The 20,749-nt window shown below is 36.3% G+C and carries 19 protein-coding genes and 1 riboswitch; of the genes, 4 read left to right on the top strand and 15 right to left on the bottom strand.

The window, feature by feature from the left end; genetic code table 11:
* Positions 1–583 precede the first annotated feature (583 nt).
* The 7 genes from ptsP to ACEPXG_RS02130 form a co-directional block, all read right to left on the bottom strand.
* Positions 584–2,305, bottom strand: a complete 1,722-nt coding sequence (ptsP, locus tag ACEPXG_RS02160) for a phosphoenolpyruvate--protein phosphotransferase (RefSeq protein WP_391206996.1) — start codon at positions 2,303–2,305, stop codon at positions 584–586.
* A complete protein-coding gene (locus ACEPXG_RS02155) occupies positions 2,302–2,571 on the bottom strand; it encodes a phosphocarrier protein HPr (protein WP_391206993.1) in 270 nt (89 codons plus the stop codon). Before ACEPXG_RS02155 ends, ptsP begins: the two co-directional genes overlap by 4 nt.
* A gap of 54 nt (positions 2,572–2,625) precedes the next feature.
* Entirely contained in the window at positions 2,626–3,780 is a 1,155-nt protein-coding gene (locus tag ACEPXG_RS02150) for a mannitol-1-phosphate 5-dehydrogenase (protein ID WP_391206990.1), read from the bottom strand.
* A gap of 1 nt (position 3,781) precedes the next feature.
* Positions 3,782–4,219, bottom strand: a complete 438-nt coding sequence (locus tag ACEPXG_RS02145) for a PTS sugar transporter subunit IIA (protein ID WP_391206987.1) — start codon at positions 4,217–4,219, stop codon at positions 3,782–3,784.
* Positions 4,220–4,235: 16 nt separating this feature from the next.
* Complete coding sequence (locus ACEPXG_RS02140; RefSeq protein ID WP_391206984.1) at positions 4,236–6,326, bottom strand: BglG family transcription antiterminator; 2,091 nt, start codon at positions 6,324–6,326, stop codon at positions 4,236–4,238.
* 89 nt (positions 6,327–6,415) lie between these two features.
* Positions 6,416–7,789 (bottom strand): PTS mannitol transporter subunit IICB, encoded by a 1,374-nt coding sequence (locus tag ACEPXG_RS02135; protein ID WP_391209730.1) that lies wholly within the window; start codon positions 7,787–7,789, stop codon positions 6,416–6,418.
* 785 nt (positions 7,790–8,574) lie between these two features.
* Positions 8,575–9,564, bottom strand: coding sequence for a phosphotransferase enzyme family protein (locus ACEPXG_RS02130; protein ID WP_391206981.1), 990 nt, complete (start codon positions 9,562–9,564; stop codon positions 8,575–8,577).
* 291 nt (positions 9,565–9,855) lie between these two features.
* On the opposite strand from ACEPXG_RS02130, the gene ACEPXG_RS02125 reads away from it, so the two are divergent.
* The gene (locus tag ACEPXG_RS02125; RefSeq protein WP_391206978.1) at positions 9,856–10,779 is read left to right on the top strand and encodes a S66 peptidase family protein; all 924 of its coding nucleotides are present in this window, start codon (positions 9,856–9,858) and stop codon (positions 10,777–10,779) included.
* Between the two features lie 156 nt (positions 10,780–10,935).
* Here the strand turns inward: ACEPXG_RS02125 and ACEPXG_RS02120 are convergent, their stop codons facing one another.
* Entirely contained in the window at positions 10,936–11,358 is a 423-nt protein-coding gene (locus ACEPXG_RS02120) for a pyridoxamine 5'-phosphate oxidase family protein (protein WP_391206975.1), read from the bottom strand.
* A gap of 79 nt (positions 11,359–11,437) precedes the next feature.
* A complete protein-coding gene (locus tag ACEPXG_RS02115; protein WP_391206972.1) occupies positions 11,438–12,310 on the bottom strand; it encodes a patatin-like phospholipase family protein in 873 nt (290 codons plus the stop codon).
* Positions 12,311–12,504: 194 nt separating this feature from the next.
* Positions 12,505–12,663, top strand: a riboswitch (cyclic di-AMP (ydaO/yuaA leader).
* A 6-nt stretch (positions 12,664–12,669) separates the two neighbouring features.
* Here ACEPXG_RS02115 and ACEPXG_RS02110 point away from each other — a divergent pair.
* Positions 12,670–14,496, top strand: coding sequence for an APC family permease (locus ACEPXG_RS02110; RefSeq protein ID WP_391206970.1), 1,827 nt, complete (start codon positions 12,670–12,672; stop codon positions 14,494–14,496).
* Between the two features lie 92 nt (positions 14,497–14,588).
* Here the strand turns inward: ACEPXG_RS02110 and ACEPXG_RS02105 are convergent, their stop codons facing one another.
* From ACEPXG_RS02105 to ACEPXG_RS02090, 4 genes are read right to left on the bottom strand one after another with little or no spacing between them, the layout of a single operon-like run.
* The gene (locus tag ACEPXG_RS02105; RefSeq protein WP_391206968.1) at positions 14,589–14,768 is read right to left on the bottom strand and encodes a hypothetical protein; all 180 of its coding nucleotides are present in this window, start codon (positions 14,766–14,768) and stop codon (positions 14,589–14,591) included.
* Between the two features lie 45 nt (positions 14,769–14,813).
* Positions 14,814–15,029 carry a hypothetical protein gene (locus ACEPXG_RS02100; protein WP_391206965.1) on the bottom strand — a complete coding sequence of 72 codons (216 nt, stop codon included), beginning with the start codon at positions 15,027–15,029 and terminating at the stop codon, positions 14,814–14,816.
* Positions 15,030–15,083: 54 nt separating this feature from the next.
* Complete coding sequence (locus tag ACEPXG_RS02095) at positions 15,084–15,506, bottom strand: hypothetical protein (protein WP_391206963.1); 423 nt, start codon at positions 15,504–15,506, stop codon at positions 15,084–15,086.
* 58 nt (positions 15,507–15,564) lie between these two features.
* Positions 15,565–16,665: a threonine aldolase family protein gene (locus tag ACEPXG_RS02090; protein WP_391206961.1), complete on the bottom strand. Its 1,101-nt coding sequence runs from the start codon at positions 16,663–16,665 to the stop codon at positions 15,565–15,567.
* Between the two features lie 171 nt (positions 16,666–16,836).
* On the opposite strand from ACEPXG_RS02090, the gene ACEPXG_RS02085 reads away from it, so the two are divergent.
* Both ACEPXG_RS02085 and ACEPXG_RS02080 read left to right on the top strand, forming a co-directional pair.
* Positions 16,837–17,718, top strand: coding sequence for an SDR family oxidoreductase (locus ACEPXG_RS02085; RefSeq protein WP_391206959.1), 882 nt, complete (start codon positions 16,837–16,839; stop codon positions 17,716–17,718).
* A gap of 277 nt (positions 17,719–17,995) precedes the next feature.
* Positions 17,996–18,391 carry a VOC family protein gene (locus ACEPXG_RS02080; RefSeq protein ID WP_391206958.1) on the top strand — a complete coding sequence of 132 codons (396 nt, stop codon included), beginning with the start codon at positions 17,996–17,998 and terminating at the stop codon, positions 18,389–18,391.
* A gap of 457 nt (positions 18,392–18,848) precedes the next feature.
* Here ACEPXG_RS02080 and fabF read toward each other — a convergent pair whose 3' ends face one another.
* Positions 18,849–20,087, bottom strand: coding sequence for a beta-ketoacyl-ACP synthase II (gene fabF / locus ACEPXG_RS02075; protein ID WP_391206955.1), 1,239 nt, complete (start codon positions 20,085–20,087; stop codon positions 18,849–18,851).
* Between the two features lie 21 nt (positions 20,088–20,108).
* Complete coding sequence (locus ACEPXG_RS02070; RefSeq protein ID WP_391206952.1) at positions 20,109–20,690, bottom strand: TetR/AcrR family transcriptional regulator; 582 nt, start codon at positions 20,688–20,690, stop codon at positions 20,109–20,111.
* Positions 20,691–20,749 lie beyond the last annotated feature (59 nt).

Genomic DNA, 20,749 nt, shown 5'->3' with positions numbered 1-20,749 from the left:
AATTCTGAATTCCTTGCATACCAAATTTATATACTTTCTTAGCTTTTAAGGAATGTCTCGATAAATCTGCTGTTTCTCTGGTTGTTTTTATTGATCTCGGGTACTGCTCAATTGGTCTTGCTCTTCTATTTTCTAACTGATTATAGATATATATTCAAGAGAATTCTCCGAGTCTGGGTCATTTTATCAACAAAACGGACTATCTCCCACCGAGTACACTCTTTATTATAAAATTTGGTTGCTCTTCCAATTGAAACGGTTGCTCTCCTTGAAGAATCTGTCGCCCCCACCAGTTATTTGGTTGCTCTCGCGGTACGTTTAATTGCTCTTATCCATATTTATCCATAAAAATAATTTAGAAGAGGCGAATTAAGGCTCCTGCGGGATAAGCGAGACAGACAAGGCGCTAGCTGAGGAGGAGGCTCGACACTCGCTACGCTCTTTAGCGGACGAAGAGTTCAATTTCGTTCGCTCAGTACTTCTTTATCAATGATTACTGCGTCAAACTCAATTGTACCCAAACTATAGTTGCCACAGTGCTTCGGGTAATAAAGTCAGTAGGATTTATTTAATTATCTATAACTTACTTCATATTTAACGATTCTTTAACGAACACCCTAACTTGTTCGGACGTCTGCATACATAATGCTTTATCAACAAGCTTCTTCATATCGCTCTGTTTTAACTGATTAATTTGGTTTCTAGCTTTTAACATTGATGGAACGCTCATGGAAAATTCATCTAATCCAAGCCCAAGCAGCAACGGAATGGCAATCGGATCGCCTGCCATTTCACCGCACATACCTACCCATTTCCCTTGAGCATGCGCAGCATCGATGACCATTTTAACTAATCGTAAAATGGCTGGATTATATGGTTGGTATAAATAAGATACTCGTTCATTCATTCTGTCAGCTGCCATTGTATATTGTATTAGATCGTTCGTTCCTATACTAAAGAAGTCAACTTCTCGTGCAAATTGATCTGCTAATATTGCGGTAGAAGGGATTTCTACCATAATTCCTATTTCTATATTCTCTGCCACTGCAAACCCTTGTTTTTGCAGAGACTGCTTTTCCTCTACCAAGAGATGTTTGGCTTCAAGAAATTCTTCCAACGTTGCAATCATCGGAAACATGATTTTAAGATTTCCAAAATTACTCGCTCGTAATAATGCACGCAATTGAATTCTAAATAATTTTTGCTCCGACAAACAAAGCCGAATTGCTCGATAACCTAAAAATGGATTCATCTCTTTTGGAAGATTTAAATAGGGAAGTTGTTTATCGCCACCAATGTCTAAAGTTCTTACAACAACAGGTTTTCTTCCCATTTTCTCTAATACTTCTTTATAAGCTTGGTATTGTTCTTCTTCCGTCGGCAATGAATCTCTTTCCATATAAAGAAATTCAGTTCGGTAAAGACCTACTCCTTCGCCTCCGTGCTCAAGGACACTTTCTACATCGTTTGGCGTGCCTATATTTGCAGCCACTTCAAACTGTATGCCATCTAAGGTGATCGTTTGTTCATTTTTCAGAAGCGACAATTCTTTCTTATTAGCGTCTAGCTGGCTACGCTTTTCCTCATAAAGTAAAATTTCCTCTTTAGAAGGATTAATTAAAACCTCCCCATTGTCTCCATCAACAATAATAAGATCCCCATTTTTTATAGTTGACGTTACTTTTGAAGTTCCTACAACTGCAGGAATCTCTAACGTACGAGCCATAATTGCAGAATGAGAAGTACGACCACCCATGTCGGTAGTAAAACCTTTAGCAAACTTCCTATTCAATTGTACAGTTTCTGACGGCGCTAGGTCCTCGGAAATAATGATGACTTCTTCATTGATCATTGCAATGTTAGGAATATTTACTCCTAGAAGTTTCGCTATTACTCGTTTTGCTACATCACTTATATCAGCTGCACGTTCTCGCATATATTCATTATCTAACTGTTGGAACATCTTGATTAAAGTATCTGCTGTTTCTTGCAATGCAGCTTCTGCATTAATTTCTTCTGCTTTTATTTTATTTTCTACAGAACTTAGCATCTCTGGATCACTTAATACAAGCAAGTGAGCATCAAAGATTGCTGCATTTTCTTCTCCTAGAACATTTGCAGCATGGTTACGAATTGCTTGCAATTCTTGTTCAGCTTCCGATAATGCAAGATGAAATCTTGAAATTTCATCTTGGCTATTAGAAATTGTTTTTTTTATGACAGTCAAATTAGGTTCAACTAGTAAAAATGCCTTACCAATCGCTACACCACCGGATGCAGCGATTCCTATTATTCGTTCATTCATGACGCGACAATTCCTTCGCTCTTAAGAAAGCCTTCGATACCCTCAAGTGCATCTTCTTCGTCTTTTCCTTCAGCAAATATGGAAATTGATCCACCTTTAGGAATACCAAGAGACATGACACCAAGAATCGATTTTAAGTTTACTTTTTTCTCCTTATATTCGATAAATATATCGCAAGCAAATTTAGTTGCTACTTTCACGAGTCCTGTTGCTGGTCTTGCATGAATGCCAGATTCTGCTACAACCTTATACGTATTTGTTTTCAAAATAATCGTCTCCTTTATTATCTAATTCATGATGGCTTTTCTATTCTAAACTTTTTATTTCTTCGCCATTTCCTTATATTGTTCGTAAACTGTTTTAAATAGATCCGTATCAGCCTTTATACCCGTAAATGTCTCTATTGCAAACGCTATTCCCTTTTGTTGAATCGCCTCTTGAATTTCTTTCGCTTCTGGATCCTCTAGATAATCGTAATGTAAGGCAGATGCAATACCCTTTGCTAAATAAATTGGTGTTTCTTCAAACATCTTTGCATATTGTGTTGCTGGTCTTACAAGACGGTCATTACTTTTTAGCTTACGCATTGGGGATCGCCCTACTCTTGTCGTATCATCCGATATAAATGGATTTGCAAAGCGATCAATAATTTTTTGCACATATTTATTATGTGCTTGCTCATCAAACGAATACTTTGTCGTAAGATACTTACTTGTTTCTCCTAATACATTTTCAGTCAATTTTTTAATTTTTCCATCTGCAAGTGCCTCATGCATACTTCTAAAACCTGCTAAGTATCCAAAATATGCGACTACCGCATGCCCTGTATTTACTGTGAATAACTTTCTTTCAATAAACGGCTGTAAATCTTGTACGAATTTTACTCCTTTAATAGGGGGATTTTCGCCTCTAATTTCCGACTCATCTACTATCCACTCGTAAAAAGGTTCTACTGTAACCGCTAATTTGTCATCGTTTGTTTGATTTGGAACAATCCGATCTACAGCGGCATTAGGGAAATTGAAATGAATATCAAATAGCAATTTTTCCTCTTCATGAAGCTGTTCATATATTTTTTCTTTTAAAAAAGCACTTCCACCAATCATATTTTCACACGCAATAATGGTTAATGGCTTTTTAGATAGGCTAAGTCTTTTTTTTAGTCCATTTGCGAGTAAACCTGCAATAAGCGGAAGAATATTTGGGCCAACCGCTGCAGTGACAAGGTCAGCATTAGCAACTGCTTCTACGACAAGGTCCGGATCTCTTAGGCTGTTAATTGCATGTACATTTTTTACCGACATTACCTCATTGGTTTCATTCGCAAGCTGAACTTTATATTGTTTCTTTTCATTGAGTAAGTCAACAACGTCTCCATTTACATCTACAAAGCAAGTGTTATATCCAGATTCATACAACAAACATCCAATAAAACCTCTTCCGATATTCCCAGCACCAAAATGAACGGCATTCATCTTAGTTCACTCCTTCAAAAAATGAAAGCACTTCTTCTTGAGAGGTAGCCTGCACAATTTTTTCGACATTTTCTATTACCGAAACGGCAATAGCTATATTTGAAAGAATTCCCAAATGATCATCACCCTTACCAGCAATTCCAAAGACTAATTTAACAATATTGCCGTCACCGAAATCTACACCATCCGGAACCTGAATAATTACAATTCCTGATTCTTTTACTTCTTTTTTCGCATCATCGGTACCATGTGGAATAGCGACAAAATTCCCCATATATGTGGAGGTCATTTCTTCACGTACTAGCATTTTCTCTACATATTCCGGTTGAACATATCCTCTATCCACAAGGATTTTTCCAGCTAATTGGATTGCCTCTCCTTTTGTTGTAAGTTCTTGATTTAACATGATGTTTTCCACTGATAAAATTGGCAATACCATAATTATAACGCCTCCATTATTTTAAACTTTCATCGATAAATCGCTCGAATTTTATGGCTAAATAAGCTTGTATTTGCACCTGATCTTCGGTCTCAAATAGTTTAATACTTTGTTCATTTTCAATAATAATTGTACTAAGCAAGCTTAGTACTTCCAAACCTGGTTCATGATAAGGTCGAGGTGAGAGTAGTAACAATAGTGTGTGCACTTCCAACTCACTTCCATCCATCCCTTTTATGCTGACCGGTTGTGCAAGTTTATGGATCGTAAATGATGGCTTGCAAACTTGTTCGTTACTTGTGTGAAATAAAGCAAGCTTCGTTCCTGGTATTCCAATACCACCAAGTGCTTCCCTAGCAAACAAGGCTTCCGCAACTGTACTAGCTTTTTGAATGATCTGTTTTTGTTCCAACAAACTACATGCTTCTAGCATACAATCTTTTGCGGAGACTTTCCCTTTTTGCGAAGTGAGTTGAAAGTTATTTAAAACATCCGCTATCGTTCCTGTATAAAGATGAATCTTCTCCATTTTTTGTTTTAGTACTTCTACAGTGGAATAGCTTTTTTTAACGGCAGGAACTGCCTTTTTCAATAACATCTGTCTTCTTGCGTAAAGTTGTACTTGAGTAATTTCATCTTTTGTCATAAATGGGCTCACCATTATATATTCTCGATGAAACGCTTGTAAAAAAATCGTAGAAATTACCAAGTCTCTTTCCGATAACGGAAGTTCATTTAATTCAAAAACAGAAACATTTACAACCTCCGCTATTTCAGGTATTTCTTGTTGCAGCCTAGATGCAAGTAATTTAGATGTTCCGATACCACTAGAACAAATAACATATGCTTTCAAATCCCCTTTTCCCGACAAGCCAAGTAGAGCAGATCCAAAATGCATCACTAAGTATCCTATTTCTTCATCTGGAATAACTAAAGTAGGAAAAACATTTTCTACTGCAACTTTCACATGCTCAAACAACTCTTCATAATCTTTTTGAATATTTTTTAATAGAGGATTAAATATCCCCATGTTTTGACGAATGCGATAAATTGCAGGCTTTAAGTGGGTAACAAGCCCCTCTATAAGTGAATCATGATGATTTAACTGATAACCTGTTGCTTTTTCCATCATCTGAACTAATTTTTTCACTTGCATATACGTCTCCAAGTTAGAGGCTTCGTGCAATATGCCATCTTGTTGACGAAGCTTTGCTCCCTGAAGATGCATCGTAATATAGCCCACTTCAGCTTCAGGTATATCCACTTGAAAACTTTCCATTAGTGCATCAATGATTTTTCTCGCAATTGGATACTCTGGTTCTAGCGCAATTTGTTTTAAATACATTTTCTCTATTTGAATGTTTTCACCTTGCAGAATCCGTTCAATTGCTAATGCGAGATGTACAATAAGTCCAACGTAAGAGTTATCCGTCATTGAAAACGATAGATTCGGATACAAATCTTTCATCACGTTTTCTATTTTCCATAATTTTTTTTGATCGACAAGATGCATTAATCGTTTAGAGATAGGATCATCATGCTTTTCAGACTGTTGATGAATTTGTTCTTTTATAAGAGAAAGTAGCCCTTCTTCCTTTAATGTCTTTGCAATAGCATAACTGATCGCCCTACGCTTGGCTTCCTCTGTTCCCGAAAGCTCTACTCCATACCCTCTTTTTTTCAAAATAGACAGCTGAAAAGGCTTTAATTGCTCTTCCAACTTCATTAAGTCTGCACTTACGGTTGAGATAGAAACCCCTAAATCTTTGGAAAGCGTAAAAAGCTTCACAGGTTCAGATGATTCATACAAATTGCATAGAATCATTGTTTGTCTTTCATCTAACGTATATTCCCTAAAAGTAAACGTTTCAAGTTGCTTTATAAATTCGAGTTTTCTTTTTTCCTCTCCAATAATTTGAACTCCAACCCCTGATTTTTTAATTAACTCCAGCTGATAGGAATCCAAAAGCTCCTCTATTTTATTCAGATCACGATGTATTGTCCGAGAACTCACGTCAATTTTTTTTGACAGCTCTTTTATCGTTACTTCCCCTTGTTCCACAATCAATGCTTCGATAATCATTTTTTCACGTGCTGAAATATACATGTTAAACACCTCATTCATAACGTTCCAAAATCATTGGCAAAACTCAGCCTAAATTTCCATTGAAATAGGCCGAGTTCTGTATGTTCCCATTATTTTTTTAACTGTTCAATTAGCTCATCATATCTAGGGCTATTTAAAAAGTTTTCTACCGAAATATGGTGCGCATTTGGTGATTTTTCTTTTGCACGACTTGTTAAATCTTTATGCGTGATAATAACTTCTGCATCTGCAGGAAGATTACTAATAGCTGTATTCGTAACAGAAACATTTAGACCTGCTTGCTTCATTTTATTTTTCAATATCGAAGCTCCCATTGCACTTGATCCCATACCCGCATCGCAAGAAAATATGATATGGTGTACGTTTGATAATGAGCTCTCTTGTTGAGTTTCTACCGCTTTTCCAACTTGTATAAACTCTGCTGCTCTACTTTCTTTTCCTTTAAGAGCTGAAGTTTTTTCTGTCGCCTTCGCTAGATCCTCTTCGCCAGTATCTTTTGAAGATTTTAAAATGACTGCAGAGATAATGAAAGACACTGCCGCTGCAACTAATACTCCGAGTATTACACCTACATAATTACCCTTTGGAGTTAATGCAAGAATGGCAAAGATACTACCTGGTGACGGTGCTGCAACTAAACCAGCCCCAAATAATTGCAATGTAAATATTCCAGATGCTCCCCCAGCAATTGCAGCTACTAGTAGAAGTGGTCTCATTAAAATATATGGGAAATAAATTTCATGTATTCCACCTAGGAAGTGAATAATAATTGCTCCTGGTGAAGTTTGTTTTGCTATTCCCTTTCCAAAGAACATGTACGCAAGTAAAATTCCAAGTCCTGGTCCTGGGTTTGATTCTAGTAAGAATAGTATTGATTTTCCTGCACTAGCAGCTTGTTCAATCCCTAATGGACCTAAAATTCCATGGTTAATCGCATTATTTAAGAACAGCACTTTTGCTGGTTCTATGAAAATACTTGCAAATGGTAATAGATTTGCATCAAAAATAAATTGAACCCCTGATGCAAGCCAGTCAGTTAATGCATTAACTGCAGGCCCAATTAATTTGTAGGCAACTAATGTTAGTCCTCCACCAAAAATTCCTGCTGAAAAGTTATTCACTAGCATTTCAAAGCCCGGCTTAATCTTACCCTCTATCAATCTATCAAACCATCTAATTACCCACCCACCTAGTGGTCCAACAATCATTGCACCAAGGAACATTGGTATATTTGCTCCAACGATAACCCCCATCGTTACGGTTGCACCAACTACTCCTCCACGTAAACCATGAACAAGACGTCCTCCGGTGAACCCGATTAAGATTGGTAATAAATATGTAATCATTGGTCCAACTAATTCCGCAAAACCTTCATTTGGAAACCAGCCAGTCGGTATAAATAATGCCGTAATAAGACCCCATGCGATGAATGCACCGATATTTGGCATAATCATACCACTCATAAAACTACCAACCCGTTGTACTTTTACTTTAAAACCCGTACTTTCCCTCTGCTCATTTGTCACCTTACAATCCCCCTTGTTTTGAATGTAAAATATTCTCTTGTTAATGTAATAGTAGAGCGTTTACATTTAATATTCAATCAATTGAAAACGCTATCATGTCTTCTTCTTTGTTGCCATATGTACACTTGATATCATTCATATGTTTATAAGTCTTTTCATATGATGTTTCTCTTGTTTCTAATACCATCATTCATAAGACAATTAAGAAAAACCTTAGCTTCCTTTAAGTGCATCTTGTCTTTACTATTTTCAGAGTGCTTTGGACGAAACATCGACTACACTATTACCGACGGAATTTTTGTGGATTGAGAAGTGACTGCGTCAATTCTCAATCCACTTTTTTCGGTAATCTTGTGGTGGATGTTTGTTCGTCGCTCTCTTGGATTGCGTAAAGACACAATGCATTTGGTTTGGATAATGAGAGATTAGATGCTATCCTACTCTTTTAAAAGCGGACGAAGATACAATTTCGTCCGCTCAGCGCTTCTTTATCAATGGATACTGTCTATTTTTCTCTAGTACCACCAACTCTAATCATACATCCACTGATTCATGTATACAGTGGACGGTAAAAGTAAAAAATAATAAAGATCAAACCCTTATAAGACCAGAGTTCCTCTACATCGAGAACTTTATCAATTTCATATACATTCTCATTAAAAAAAGTCGCACGAGTAAAATGAGTCCTTTACTCGTGAGACTTTTTTTGCATTAATCAGATTTTATATTTCCGATTCTCTGAAACATTTTCTTATTTCATCTACTTTACTGATTAACTTTCCACGAAGATTTCCTAACCATGCTGGATCATCCTCGCCAGTACTACTCTCCATTGATCGTAGTAGTCTTGCAAATTGATATAGCTTGGAAAATCTTAAAAACATAGGAAACAGATCTATATCTTCTTCACTCAATTCTTTCTTAGTACGATAGCCTTTTAAAAAAGCATTTATTCTTTTCTTGGATGCTGGTTGTTCACTTTCCAATTCGTCTGTTAATGCAGTCACTACATCTTGAGCAAACCAATGATACATCGAATCATCAAAATCGATTATCTCGAAAGTTACATCCTTTGCGTCATAAAACAAATTGTCCAATTGAAAATCATAATGTATTAAGCCATACGTATTTTTGGAAACAAGAAGTGAGTGTAGCCAATGGGAAATTGTATGGTACTCCTTCTTTGCCTCATTTTCTAACGGATGATGGTTAAGCACATTTTTTATAAAAAGTAATGTGTCTTGCCAGCTCTTCCTTTTTTTATTTTTAATTTCATAATTCATAGACAAGTTATGGAGGGTGGCTAACGATCTTCCCCATTGCTCTAGTTGAGAGTCTAGCAAGTCTTCCTCTTCATCAAGTTGAGTACCGTTGGCTGCACTGAATACTACACCAAAATATCCCCCGTCCGAAGTCTCAACAGTTTCAATAAAGTTGTTGTTTAACGAAAGAATTGGTGAAACACAAGGAAAACTATTTTTCTTCAAATATTCCATAAAATCAAGCTCTTCCTTAATTTGTTCTAAAGTGTTCTCATCCTCAAAACTAAATCGTAAAAAGAACCTTATTCCTTTTCTTTCAAATGCACAAACAAAGTTTGAACTTGCACGCCAGAATCTAAGCGTCCCTTCATCATGTTCCCAATGTTTTAGAAGACTTTCGGCTACCTCTAAAGATGAGAACCCCGCTTTCATCGTACTCAATTCCATCATCTTCTCTTTTCCTCCCGTTGCATAAAGAGGACTGAACTCGTTAAGACACAGGCCCTCTCATTTGCAAATTATTTTGAAATAGATGTTCTATCAAAATAAAGTCACCCCTTCCTCATTTCGGCACAATGGCCTTACTAAAAATAACGTTACCATAATAATCCTTTTAAAAAAACAAAAATAAACAAACAATTTCTACAACTTTAATTTTTAGATTTTTATTTCGTCATGGCTTTCGCTTTGCAATAGTAAAATGAATTAATAGCATATATTCTTAGGAAGGGGATGCAAAATTTGGCAACGAAACCGGGTCAATTGAAAGCAGGCGATACAGTTGGAATCGTTACACTAGGAAGTCCTTTGGGAGCAAGCGTAATAAATGAAGGGATTCAGACACTACGAAACATGGGGTTTAATGTGATATTAGGAGATTATGTGTATTCATCAAATGGATTTCTAGCCGCAACAGCCCAACAAAGGGCATCAGATCTGATGAAGATGTTTGCAAATAAGGAAGTGAAATGGATCTTGCCTACTAGAGGAGGTGTTGGTGTAGCAGATATACTGCCTTTTCTAGACTTTTCGCTCATAGCTCGCAACCCTAAAATTATCTCTGGTTACAGCGACATTACCGTTTTACAAAACGTTTTGTTCGAATATGCTTACTTAATCTCTTTCCAAAGTCTCCTTCTACTTGACTTTAACACTAGAACTCCAGCTTATAATTTTAACCAATTTTTCGCTGCCACATCAACATTAACTGCTCCTTGGGGAATTTACAACCCTCCTGAAACACCGCTTATAAGCAAAGTACCTGGAAACGTTACTGGCCCGATCGTCGGAGGAAATCTAACTTCTTTCATAGGTACTCTAGGAACATCTTTTGAAATCAATACAGCGGGTAAAATTATCGTACTGGAAGAAACGCATGAACCAGTGAATACTGTTTACAGGTATTTACAACATCTTTTTTTGGCGAAAAAATTTGATGATTGTATTGGAATTATCATGGGAGATTGCACAAAATGCGAAGCCGCTTACGGAAAAACATATGATGATATTATAAACGAGTTCTTAGTTCCATTAGGAAAGCCTTTAATGACTAACCTTGCAACCGCACACGGTATTTACAAAGCAACTGTTCCGATTGGTGCTACTTTGAATTTGAATACGTATAATAATACATTAACTGTCATGGAGCCAGTAGTGAGCCCATGAAAATGGGAAGTTCAATACCAATACACACCTCATTGGAGCATGACGCCAGTGAGTTTTTTTATTTATGTTAAATATACTACACAAAAAATAAATACAACTATACAATGCAAAAAAACAAAGAAAATCTCACCAAATAATTGGTGAGATTGCATACCCTTATGATAATTCTATTACTTGTGGTTCATCCCCTTTTGTGTTCATAATTCGAATCTGTGTTGGGGTTATTTTTAAAATAATTAGATTCGGATCTTCTGGTCCAGTAAACCAACCTTTTAATGCTTTATTCCATACCTTTTCTTTTAAGCCCTCCCTATCTGATACTTCCACTATGCCTTCAATTTCTAAAAAGGAATCTCCAAAGCCTTTGCCATCATAGCCTAAAAGAATATGGGTGTTTGGATTTTGTTTAACTTCTTCTACTTTATGTGTTTTTTTACTTGTAGCGGCATACATGATGAAATCTTCATTAAAAAAAGTCATATAACGTGAATGCGGTTTATTTTGCTGAATTGTTGCCATCGTCCCAATCATGTTATCATTCAATATTTTAAGCGCTAATTCTTTTGCAGTTTTCGCCATTTTTAATCCTCTCCTTATGAATACCCTCTTTCTTATTATCCCTCTTCAAATATAAATTAAACATTCGTCCATTAAGAAATTACCATGTCTTTAAAAATTGCACGGCGCTCTCTCTTCCTTTTGTCAGTAAATCAGTTTTCATCTTTTCACTTAAATCAAATTGAGTAGCACCATAGTCATCTACTGGTATGAAAATAATATTCTTTTCATGTTTTCTAGAAATATATCTTTCATCATGTGCATTTTTCATTGTCGAGAAGAGTGCTTCGAATAACTGCAATCCATTATCTATTTCATATCCAGGAAAATCTTTTGAGTTCCCACTTAACTTTAAACCAAGGATGGGCCGCTCTTTATTTCCATTATCAAAAATCCACATTGGAAAGTTACTAAGTACTCCCCCATCAACGACAATTGTATCCCCCGATCCAACTTTCAATCTGACAGGTTCAAAGAAAAATGGAATTCCGCAGCTCATACGTAATGCCCGAGCAATAGGAAAGCTATCTTCTGATATCCCATATCCTCCCAGATCATCCGGAAGAACGATCATCTTACCATTCGTTAAATCCGAAGCCACGAGCTTCAATGTTCCTGGCTGTAAATCAGAAAAAGTATAAACGCCTTTTATCGCTAATTTTTCTAAGAACCAGTTCTCTAAAACTTTCCCTTGGTATAATCCTAGTCGCCAATAAAGATTGATCCACTTCATAAATGGAATCGGTAGAATTGTTTTACGTGGATCGAGAAAAGTTACCGTATCTAGTTCATCTAGCATCTCTTTGATTTCCTTACTTGAAAATCCAGCAGCGATGAAAGCTGCAAGAATGGCTCCAGCACTCGTTCCAGCAACACGCTTGAATTGATATCCCTTTTCTTCCAACACTTGATAAGCTCCTACTAACGCGAAACCTTTTAATCCACCTCCTGAAAACACCCCATCTATTAACATTGAACCTCTCCCTTTTTCTTGTCGCTATTACACTGTAAGAAAAAAGAAAGAAATTTAGAACAGAAATCGACAAAGACTCTGCATAACTTAATAAAGAATTAAACGAATAATTCCGCTAATTTAAGCCTTTTAAAAATTAATATTTAGTTATTTACAAGTCGAAATAACAGGAGTATTATTGGGCTCAGTTTCAAATTTCCACACCGCTTAATCCTTATGGAACGGGGGAACCAATCATATGTGATTTTAATGTATGTATGTATCACATGGGGTGAATCCTACAATTGTAGGTTGGGCTAGTCTTTTGTCCCAAACCCGACAGCTAACCTCGTAAGCGTAAAAAGAAAGGAAGAGAAAGAATGTTATCTGCTGTCAAAAGGTTTTTAATAGGTCGCCCATTAAAATCCTCAGCTTTAGGAGAACAGAAGCTTAATAAAACAAAAGCTTTAGCTATCCTGTCTTCAGATGCGCTATCGTCCGTTGCATACGGTCCAGAACAGATTTTGCTTGTCTTAATGACTGTAAGTACAATTGCCTTTTGGTATTCAATTCCTATTGCCGTTGGAGTGCTTATTCTCCTATTTGCTCTAATTTTATCGTATAGACAAATTATATTCGCCTATCCACATGGTGGAGGAGCTTACATTGTTTCGAAGGAAAACCTTGGTGAGAATGCAGGGTTAATAGCAGGTGGATCTTTATTGGTCGATTATATCTTAACGGTGGCAGTTAGTGTCTCCGCAGGTACAGATGCCATTACTTCTGCTGTTCCAAGCCTCCATGAGCATAATGTTGTAATTGCAAGCGTTCTCGTTGTGCTCATTACCATATTAAACTTAAGAGGATTAACCGAATCTGCTTCTATTCTTGCATACCCTGTTTATTTATTTGTATTGGCATTGTTTGTATTAATAGGAGTTGGATTTTACCATATAATAACTGGAAACGTTTCACCTGAGCTGCATGCTCCACTTGGAACACCAGTTACAGGCATTAGCTTATTTTTGATACTGAGGGCCTTTGCATCGGGTAGCTCTGCCTTAACAGGTGTGGAAGCGATCTCCAATGCCATCCCTAATTTTAATCATCCCGCTCCTAAAAATGCTGCAAAAACCTTAGCCATTATGGGCTCTTTACTTGCTGTAATGTTAGTTGGCATCGTTTTTTTGGCTTATTACTATGGAATTGCACCTAAGGGTGATGAAACCGTGGTTTCACAAATTGCCGCTGTAATATTTGAAAGAAACTTTATCTATTATTTTATTCAGGGAACAACTGCACTAATTCTTGTACTAGCTGCTAACACGGGGTATTCAGCTTTTCCTCTTTTAGCTTTTAACCTTTCCAAGGATAAATATATACCAAGCATGTTTAAAATGAGAGGAGACCGACTGGGATATTCCAATGGAATTATTACGCTTGGCATCACTTCCATTCTTCTCATTATTATTTTCGAAGGGCAGACGGAAAAACTCATTCCACTTTATGCGGTAGGTGTATTTATTCCATTCACCTTATCGCAAACAGGAATGCTCGTAAAATGGTTTCGGGAAAAGCCTAAAAACTGGGTTGGTAAATTGTTGATTAACTTTGTTGGGGCCATCATTAGCTTTACGGTTATGATGATTTTTTTCATTACTAAGTTCGGGCAAGTCTGGGCAGTGTTAATTTTTATTCCGGTTTTGATTTTTATTTTCCATAAAATAAAAAATCATTATCAATCGGTTGGTGAACAATTAAGTGTATCCAATAATTCGCCAATAAAACCAATAGAAGGAAACGTTATTATTGTCCCTGTTGCTGGAATTACTCATGTAGTGGAGAACTCATTGAACTATGCAAAATCATTAAACCCCAAACAAATCCTTGCCGTTTATGTTGCTTTTGATCGGGAGGATGAAAAAAGGCTAGCAGAAAAATGGAGTAAATGGCAACCTGATATTAGACTGGTTACTTTGTATTCACAATATAGAAGCATCAATTATCCATTGTCTAAATTTATTAGTAAGGTGGAGAATAAAGCGTATGAATCGAACTATACAGTAACTGTTTTAATCCCTCAGTTTATACCGAAGAAAGGTTGGCATAATATACTCCATAACCAGTCAAGTTTGCTTATTAAAACAATCCTGCTTTATAGAAAAGATGTTATTGTCACAACCGTCCCTTATCATTTCAAAAAGTAATTAGAAGTATGAAAAAAGAAGATGCATTCAATAATAGATGAATGCATCTTCTTTTTTTGATGGAGTATTAATCAGTCCTTATCGTTTGAGTTCTATAAATTTAACCTTGATGGACTATCTTTAGCAACTGGCTTGTCTTTATTTTCGTTATCATTGTTTTTCTTTGCTTTGTTATTTTGACCCTTTACTTCTAGATCATCTGGACTAAGATCGTATCCAAACCCATATTCTTCACGGTCTAATGATTTTCTCGGATTTTTATCTTTTGTCATGAACTTTCACCTCCATGAAGAATAAGTTGTGCAAATGGAGATTTTTTATTCATCGTTGTCTTGTATTTCTATTTGTACTTCTTTCGTTTTCATAGAACTCTCATACCAATTTAATAAGGCGTTATAATCTGAATTAAGAATATCTGCAGTTTGGATTTCTAACATGTGATTGTTTAGCCAATTAAAACTTGTAATTGGCCAAATCGCATTATCTATATAGTTATTTGCTACTTCATTATTTATAGCTGTTAATAATTTCATTCTTCTTAAATCAACTGCTAAAAGATTATTTCTGAGGACTTGATTTCCTTCGTTTTATCCATATAGAAATGCAGCATAATTTGGGTTAGGAGACTGTTTAGCCTCCATAAATATACTACCGTATCCTAATGCAATACTCGATATAATCTCGTTTGAAAGCTTTATGAGTAGTGTAGAACATAGCTTAGTACCGCAACTGTATTTTAGTAATATGTAGGTACTTCCATCTGAATCATGAAAATCTAAAAAGTCATATAAAGTACGTTGAATTTCCAAATTTCTATCACTTTGTTCATTTAGATATTCTTCATAAACTGGAATGGATTTAATCGGTATAGAAATTTCTTTGCCTTCTTGTTCGAAGAAGAATAGTTCCTCATCATTAGCTTTATTTAAACTATCGACTTCTTCTTTATTAGTGCTTCCAATTTCTTTCTGACTATAAAATAAAACAACGATTACAATCAAAGTAAGCATTGTGACAATACTAATAAGTATGGCCTTTTTCTACCTCATAACGCATCCCCAATTTTTCCTAAATGATGTTAAAACTTTTCATTTTCTCATCCAGCAACTGAAATACTTGCTTCACTTTTTCTTTTGGGAGTGTCGCGTATTGATCACCAACACTGACTTCATAACTACATGTTTCCTCTGTTGCTTGCCTTAAATAACTAGTTAAACCAACACCTGTTGTCTCGTATAACTCAACTAGCCCAGCTTCCATTTGCTCTTTAGGTGCATGAAAATGTACATGGAACATATTAGATACAGGTACAAGTGGCATAGTTGATATTGCATGACATGAATTGAAAAGTTCAGCAAGCTCTTTCGCATTGTTATAGTACTGCTGCATTTTTGGTAATCTCTCATCGAAATAATAATTAGAACTTACAATATACGGATATAAGCTGATTAAATCACCACCGTGGCGTCTTTTCCATACTTTCGATTCTTCGGTAAAGGCTTTGTCACCTGCGAGAATCGCTCCTGCAATTCCACCAATTCCTTTGTAAAAAGAAATATATACGCTATCAAAAAGACTACAAACTTCAGCAGCAGACTTTTGATAATATGGAAGAATTTCAGGAAGTCGTGCTCCATCTAGGTGCAGCTTTATCCCTTTTTCACGGCAATAACTTGATATTTCTTCAAGTGTTTCATAGTCTGGTAACTGTCCGCCAATTTCACGTTGTGGCAATTCAAGTAATAAACAAGCAATTCCCTCATTCATACTCAATACATCATCCAGCTCTATTAATCTATCTTTATCAGCTAACAAAACAGGCTCAATATGATGTAATTCCCTTAACCCGCCTTCCTCATGAATCTCTAGATGACATAACGGATGATAACCAACTTTTTTTAATCCTTTTTTATCACACCATATTCGTAAAGCGATTTGCTGAGCCATTGTACCACTTGGGAAAAATACAGCTGTTTCTTTTCCTAAATACGCCGCCATCTTCGCTTGAAATTCCTCAATCACCTTGCCATTTCCGTATACATCACTATCGGTCTGCCCATCAACCTCATGTAATGCATCCTTCAGTATTTGAATATTTCTCTTCCCGTGACCCGCAACTTGATATGTTGTATTTATAAATGCTTCTACTAAAGGATTTGCTTCGCTCATTTCATCTGTCTCCTACCTTTTTTTGAATAATTGAAATTTGTTTAATTGTACCGCATTTTTTAATTGAAAAGTATTAATGCTCTTTACGATACAACAAATGAATTTTTTTAATAAGTTTGTTTTTGTTTAGGAAGGGAAGAATGTGTAATGACTATTAAAAGGAGGAATCCCATGCCAACCGATAAATATGAAAAAATACACAAAGAGATTTCTGGACAAACACAAAACCAACAACCTGGTATTGAAGAAGAAATGACACCCGCTCCTATTTTTGATGATAAGAACTATATAGGTTCAGGAAAATTGAAGGGGAAAGTAGCGATTATTACAGGTGGAGATAGTGGAATTGGACGAGCTGTTTCCATTGCCTTTGCCAAGGAAGGCGCGCATGTTGCTATTGTTTACTTAGATGAAGATGAAGACAAAGATGCCGATAAAACAGTGAAACTTATAGAAGATTATGGAGTTAAAGCATTTAAAATAAAAACAGATTTAAGTGATGATGAAAACTGTCAAAATGTAGTGGATCAAACGATTCAACAATTTGGTTATATTAATATTTTGGTTAATAACGCCGGCAAGCAATTCCCTACAAAGGATTTTTTAAAAATTACACCTGATCAATTACAAGAAACGTTTTCAACAAATATATTTTCCATGTTTTATTTAACACAAGCCGTGTTACCTCATATGAAAAAGGGCGACACAATAGTAAATACCTCTTCCGTTACGGCATATAATGGGGCACCTGAACTTATTGATTATTCCGCGACGAAGGGCGCTATTACTACTTTTACTCGATCTCTTGCACTAAATTTAATAGAGAAAGGAATTCGCGTAAATGCCGTTGCACCTGGCCCCATATGGACTCCGCTGATTCCTGCCACTTTTAATGAGAAGAAAGTTGAAAAACATGGTGATGACACCCCGATAGGTAGATGCGGTCAACCTGCTGAAAATGCTCCAGCATATGTATTTTTGGCCTCGTCGGATTCCAGCTATATGACTGGACAGACGATTCATGTAGATGGAGGTGACTTTGTCGGATCTTAAATAACTTTATAAAGCAGCTTTTTACCTTAGCAATAAGCTACTTTTTTGGTTTGTCGTGTTCGCTTATTAGTCTGTCTCCTTTAAGCCCCAGTTTGTCGCGTTCAGCCATTTTATGTAATTTGTTTGTGAAACTAGAGAGTTACGATACCACTCAAAAAAATAAACGAGATTCCATTAATAGCAGAATCTTACCCTACTTCCCCGCCACGGAAATTGAGAAAATATGGTATAATTAGACTGTAAATGCTTCTAATAATTTCAGAAAAGAGGTTTTCAGATGGGTAGAGTTGTACATTTTGAGATCCATGTCAATGATATGGACCGGGCTAAGAAATTTTATGGGGAAATTTTTGGGTGGAAGTTTGAAGATTGGAGCGATTTTGCAGGAACGCCTTATTTTGGAGCTATTACAGGGAACAAAGAGGAAATGGGGATTGATGGAGCTTTAATGCAGCGTAGAACACAATCACCTGAAAGCGGACAAAGTGTGAATGCATTTGTTTGCACTATACAAGTGGAAGAATTTGATTCGACAGAAGCAGCAATTTTAGCTCATGGAGGCACGATTTCAGTTCCTAAACATGCATTGACGGGAATGGCATGGCAAGGATATTTTACGGATACAGAAGGAAATATTATAGGTATTCACCAACCAGATGAAAGTGCCAAATAAGTTTTGGTGACAGTAACCAACACTATCCTATTTATTTAACTTTTTGTTCGTAAAAAATACCCTCGATCAGTATACTGATTGAGGGTATTTGCTTTACTGATACTTTTCTTGAGTTTAGTTGAATTTAATGTAATATGGGAAATCCCTAATGTCAGTGTTGGCCTTGATACCACGGGACCTCATGTTGTCTATAATTCATTGGATCATTGGATATCCAGAACCAAAATTTTAGGTGCCAGGTTCTAACACAATTCAGAATTTAATACTAACTTGGCACCCATCAATCATCGGATTCCAGTTATATGACTTGACAGACCATCCATGTAGATGGTGGTGATTTTGTCGGATCTTAAATAACTTTAAAAAGCAGTTTTTTGCCTTAGCAATAAGCTGCTTTTTTGGTTTGTCGTTTTCAATGGTTCGTTTGTCACTTTCGAGTGTTGGTTCGTTGCGTTCACTACTCTTCCGTAAATTTTTTAAAAGTTAATACTGCGTTATGCCCACCGAAGCCAAAGCCATTTGAAAGCGCATAGTTTATTTCTGTTTGCACAGCCTCGTTTGGTACATAATTCAAGTCGCATTCTTCATCAGGAGTTTCGTAATTAATAGTTGGAGGAGCAATATCTTCTACTATGCTTTTTAGTGTTATGATTGCTTCCACTCCACCTGCAGCTCCGAATAAATGACCTGTCATTGATTTTGTTGAACTCACCATTAGATTATAGGCATGCTCTCCAAACACAGTTTTAATGGCTTTTGTTTCTGATTTGTCTCCTTCTGGTGTGCTCGTTCCATGTGCGTTAATATAATCAATTTGCTTAGGATCAATTTTTGCCATACCTAACGCCAACTTCATAGCTCTTGCTGCTCCGTCGAAATCAGGAGATGTTATATGGTAGGCATCTGTTGTAGAGCCATAACCTACTATTTCTCCCAAAATCGCTGCGCCTCTTTTTTTAGCATGGTCATACTCTTCCAACACTAAAATGCCTGCCTCTTCGGACATAACAAAACCATCTCGCGCTCGATCAAAAGGACGGCTAGCTTTTTGAGGGTCATCATTCAACGTTGACATTGCACGCATTCTCGAAAAACCAGCAAAAGATAACGGGTTGATAGATGCTTCTGCTCCCCCTGCAACAATGGCATCTGAGTAACCATGTAAAATATTTAAATAAGCTTCCCCTATTGCATGGTTTCCTGTTGCACAAGCAGAAACGGGAGAAAAGCTTGGACCTTTAAAACCTAATTTTATCGCAATAATACCTGTTGCCATATTACTAATCATCATTGGCACCATAAAGGGAGACACTTTTCTTACCCCTTTTTCTAATAAAAGATTGTGGTTTTCAAGGACTGTATTTATTCCTCCAATACCGGATCCTACATAAACACCTATTCGTTCCATATTAGCATTATCTAAATCAAGTTTCGATTGATCAATCGCTTGTTTTGCGGCAGCATAGGCGTATTGTGCGAACAAATCATATTTGCCCATTTCTTTTTTATCAAAATAATTTTCCGCAGAAAAGTCTTTTACAGTACCAGCAATTTGCGTGTTTATTTCTTTAAACTCATCCTCTTCCACTTTTTTAATCCCGCTTGTACCTTGTTTAACATTATTCCAAAGTGTGTCAACATCATTACCTAGTGGTGAAACTACTCCATATCCTGTTACTACTACTCGTCTCTCCATTTCAGATCCTCCTTACTTTCTTCATGTTTTCCTTATTTCAACATTCCCATTTACGAGTATTTTTAATTGATCAAATACTGTGGAGTATAAATCTTCTCCTACAACCCTTTTATATTGAAGAGCTCCCTTTACACTTGCTATTAGTAGTGAAGCCAATGCCTTTGTGTCGTTTGTTAATCGTAGTTTTCCTTCGCTCTTTAGTTCATCTAGAAACTTTTTAACATAGTTTATTTCTAATTTACTCAATTGCTGTACACTCTCTTGCATCTGTAAAGGCAAATAATAAAAATCTGCCTGCAAAGATGAGATGGGACATACTTCATTCATTTCAATTTGTTTTGCTCTTCTTGAAATAAATTCCCAAAGCTTGTCCTCCAAACTTATCTGTTCTTCATCTACCTTTATGAAAGTAGCTTCTAATCCTTCTTTTATTTTCGTACAAACCGCAATGCCTAAATCCTCCTTTTTCTCAAAGTGATAGTGGATGCTTGCTTTTGTTACCCCGAGCTCTCTTGATAAGTCATCATAACTAAAAGATAAATAACCCTTTTCTCTAATATTCCTAAGTGCTAGTTTAACAATTTGTGATTTTCTATTTTCCATATTTATATATTAACTTACTAGTAAGTAAGTGTAAATTTCATACAAAAACAAGATTCCAC

Source organism: Psychrobacillus sp. L4, from assembly GCF_042944905.1.
GTDB lineage: Bacteria > Bacillota > Bacilli > Bacillales_A > Planococcaceae > Psychrobacillus.
Note: the sequence above shows the minus strand (reverse complement) of the source record. Positions and strands in the feature narration are given on the sequence as shown.

Coding starts and splice junctions, on each gene's coding strand:
- ACEPXG_RS02115 (WP_391206972.1), bottom strand. CDS start 12,310: ATGTTAATAGATGGGGTGTTTTCAGGAGGTGGATTAAAAGGTTTCGCG.
- ACEPXG_RS02130 (WP_391206981.1), bottom strand. CDS start 9,564: ATGATGGAATTGAGTACGATGAAAGCGGGGTTCTCATCTTTAGAGGTA.
- ACEPXG_RS02145 (WP_391206987.1), bottom strand. CDS start 4,219: ATGGTATTGCCAATTTTATCAGTGGAAAACATCATGTTAAATCAAGAA.
- ACEPXG_RS02085 (WP_391206959.1), top strand. CDS start 16,837: ATGCCAACCGATAAATATGAAAAAATACACAAAGAGATTTCTGGACAA.
- ACEPXG_RS02080 (WP_391206958.1), top strand. CDS start 17,996: ATGGGTAGAGTTGTACATTTTGAGATCCATGTCAATGATATGGACCGG.
- ACEPXG_RS02100 (WP_391206965.1), bottom strand. CDS start 15,029: ATGAAATTATTAACAGCTATAAATAATGAAGTAGCAAATAACTATATA.
- ptsP (WP_391206996.1), bottom strand. CDS start 2,305: ATGAATGAACGAATAATAGGAATCGCTGCATCCGGTGGTGTAGCGATT.
- ACEPXG_RS02120 (WP_391206975.1), bottom strand. CDS start 11,358: ATGGCGAAAACTGCAAAAGAATTAGCGCTTAAAATATTGAATGATAAC.
- ACEPXG_RS02150 (WP_391206990.1), bottom strand. CDS start 3,780: ATGAATGCCGTTCATTTTGGTGCTGGGAATATCGGAAGAGGTTTTATT.
- ACEPXG_RS02070 (WP_391206952.1), bottom strand. CDS start 20,690: ATGGAAAATAGAAAATCACAAATTGTTAAACTAGCACTTAGGAATATT.
- ACEPXG_RS02090 (WP_391206961.1), bottom strand. CDS start 16,665: ATGAGCGAAGCAAATCCTTTAGTAGAAGCATTTATAAATACAACATAT.
- fabF (WP_391206955.1), bottom strand. CDS start 20,087: ATGGAGAGACGAGTAGTAGTAACAGGATATGGAGTAGTTTCACCACTA.
- ACEPXG_RS02105 (WP_391206968.1), bottom strand. CDS start 14,768: ATGACAAAAGATAAAAATCCGAGAAAATCATTAGACCGTGAAGAATAT.
- ACEPXG_RS02135 (WP_391209730.1), bottom strand. CDS start 7,789: ATGAGTGGTATGATTATGCCAAATATCGGTGCATTCATCGCATGGGGT.
- ACEPXG_RS02095 (WP_391206963.1), bottom strand. CDS start 15,506: ATGCTTACTTTGATTGTAATCGTTGTTTTATTTTATAGTCAGAAAGAA.
- ACEPXG_RS02140 (WP_391206984.1), bottom strand. CDS start 6,326: ATGTATATTTCAGCACGTGAAAAAATGATTATCGAAGCATTGATTGTG.
- ACEPXG_RS02110 (WP_391206970.1), top strand. CDS start 12,670: ATGTTATCTGCTGTCAAAAGGTTTTTAATAGGTCGCCCATTAAAATCC.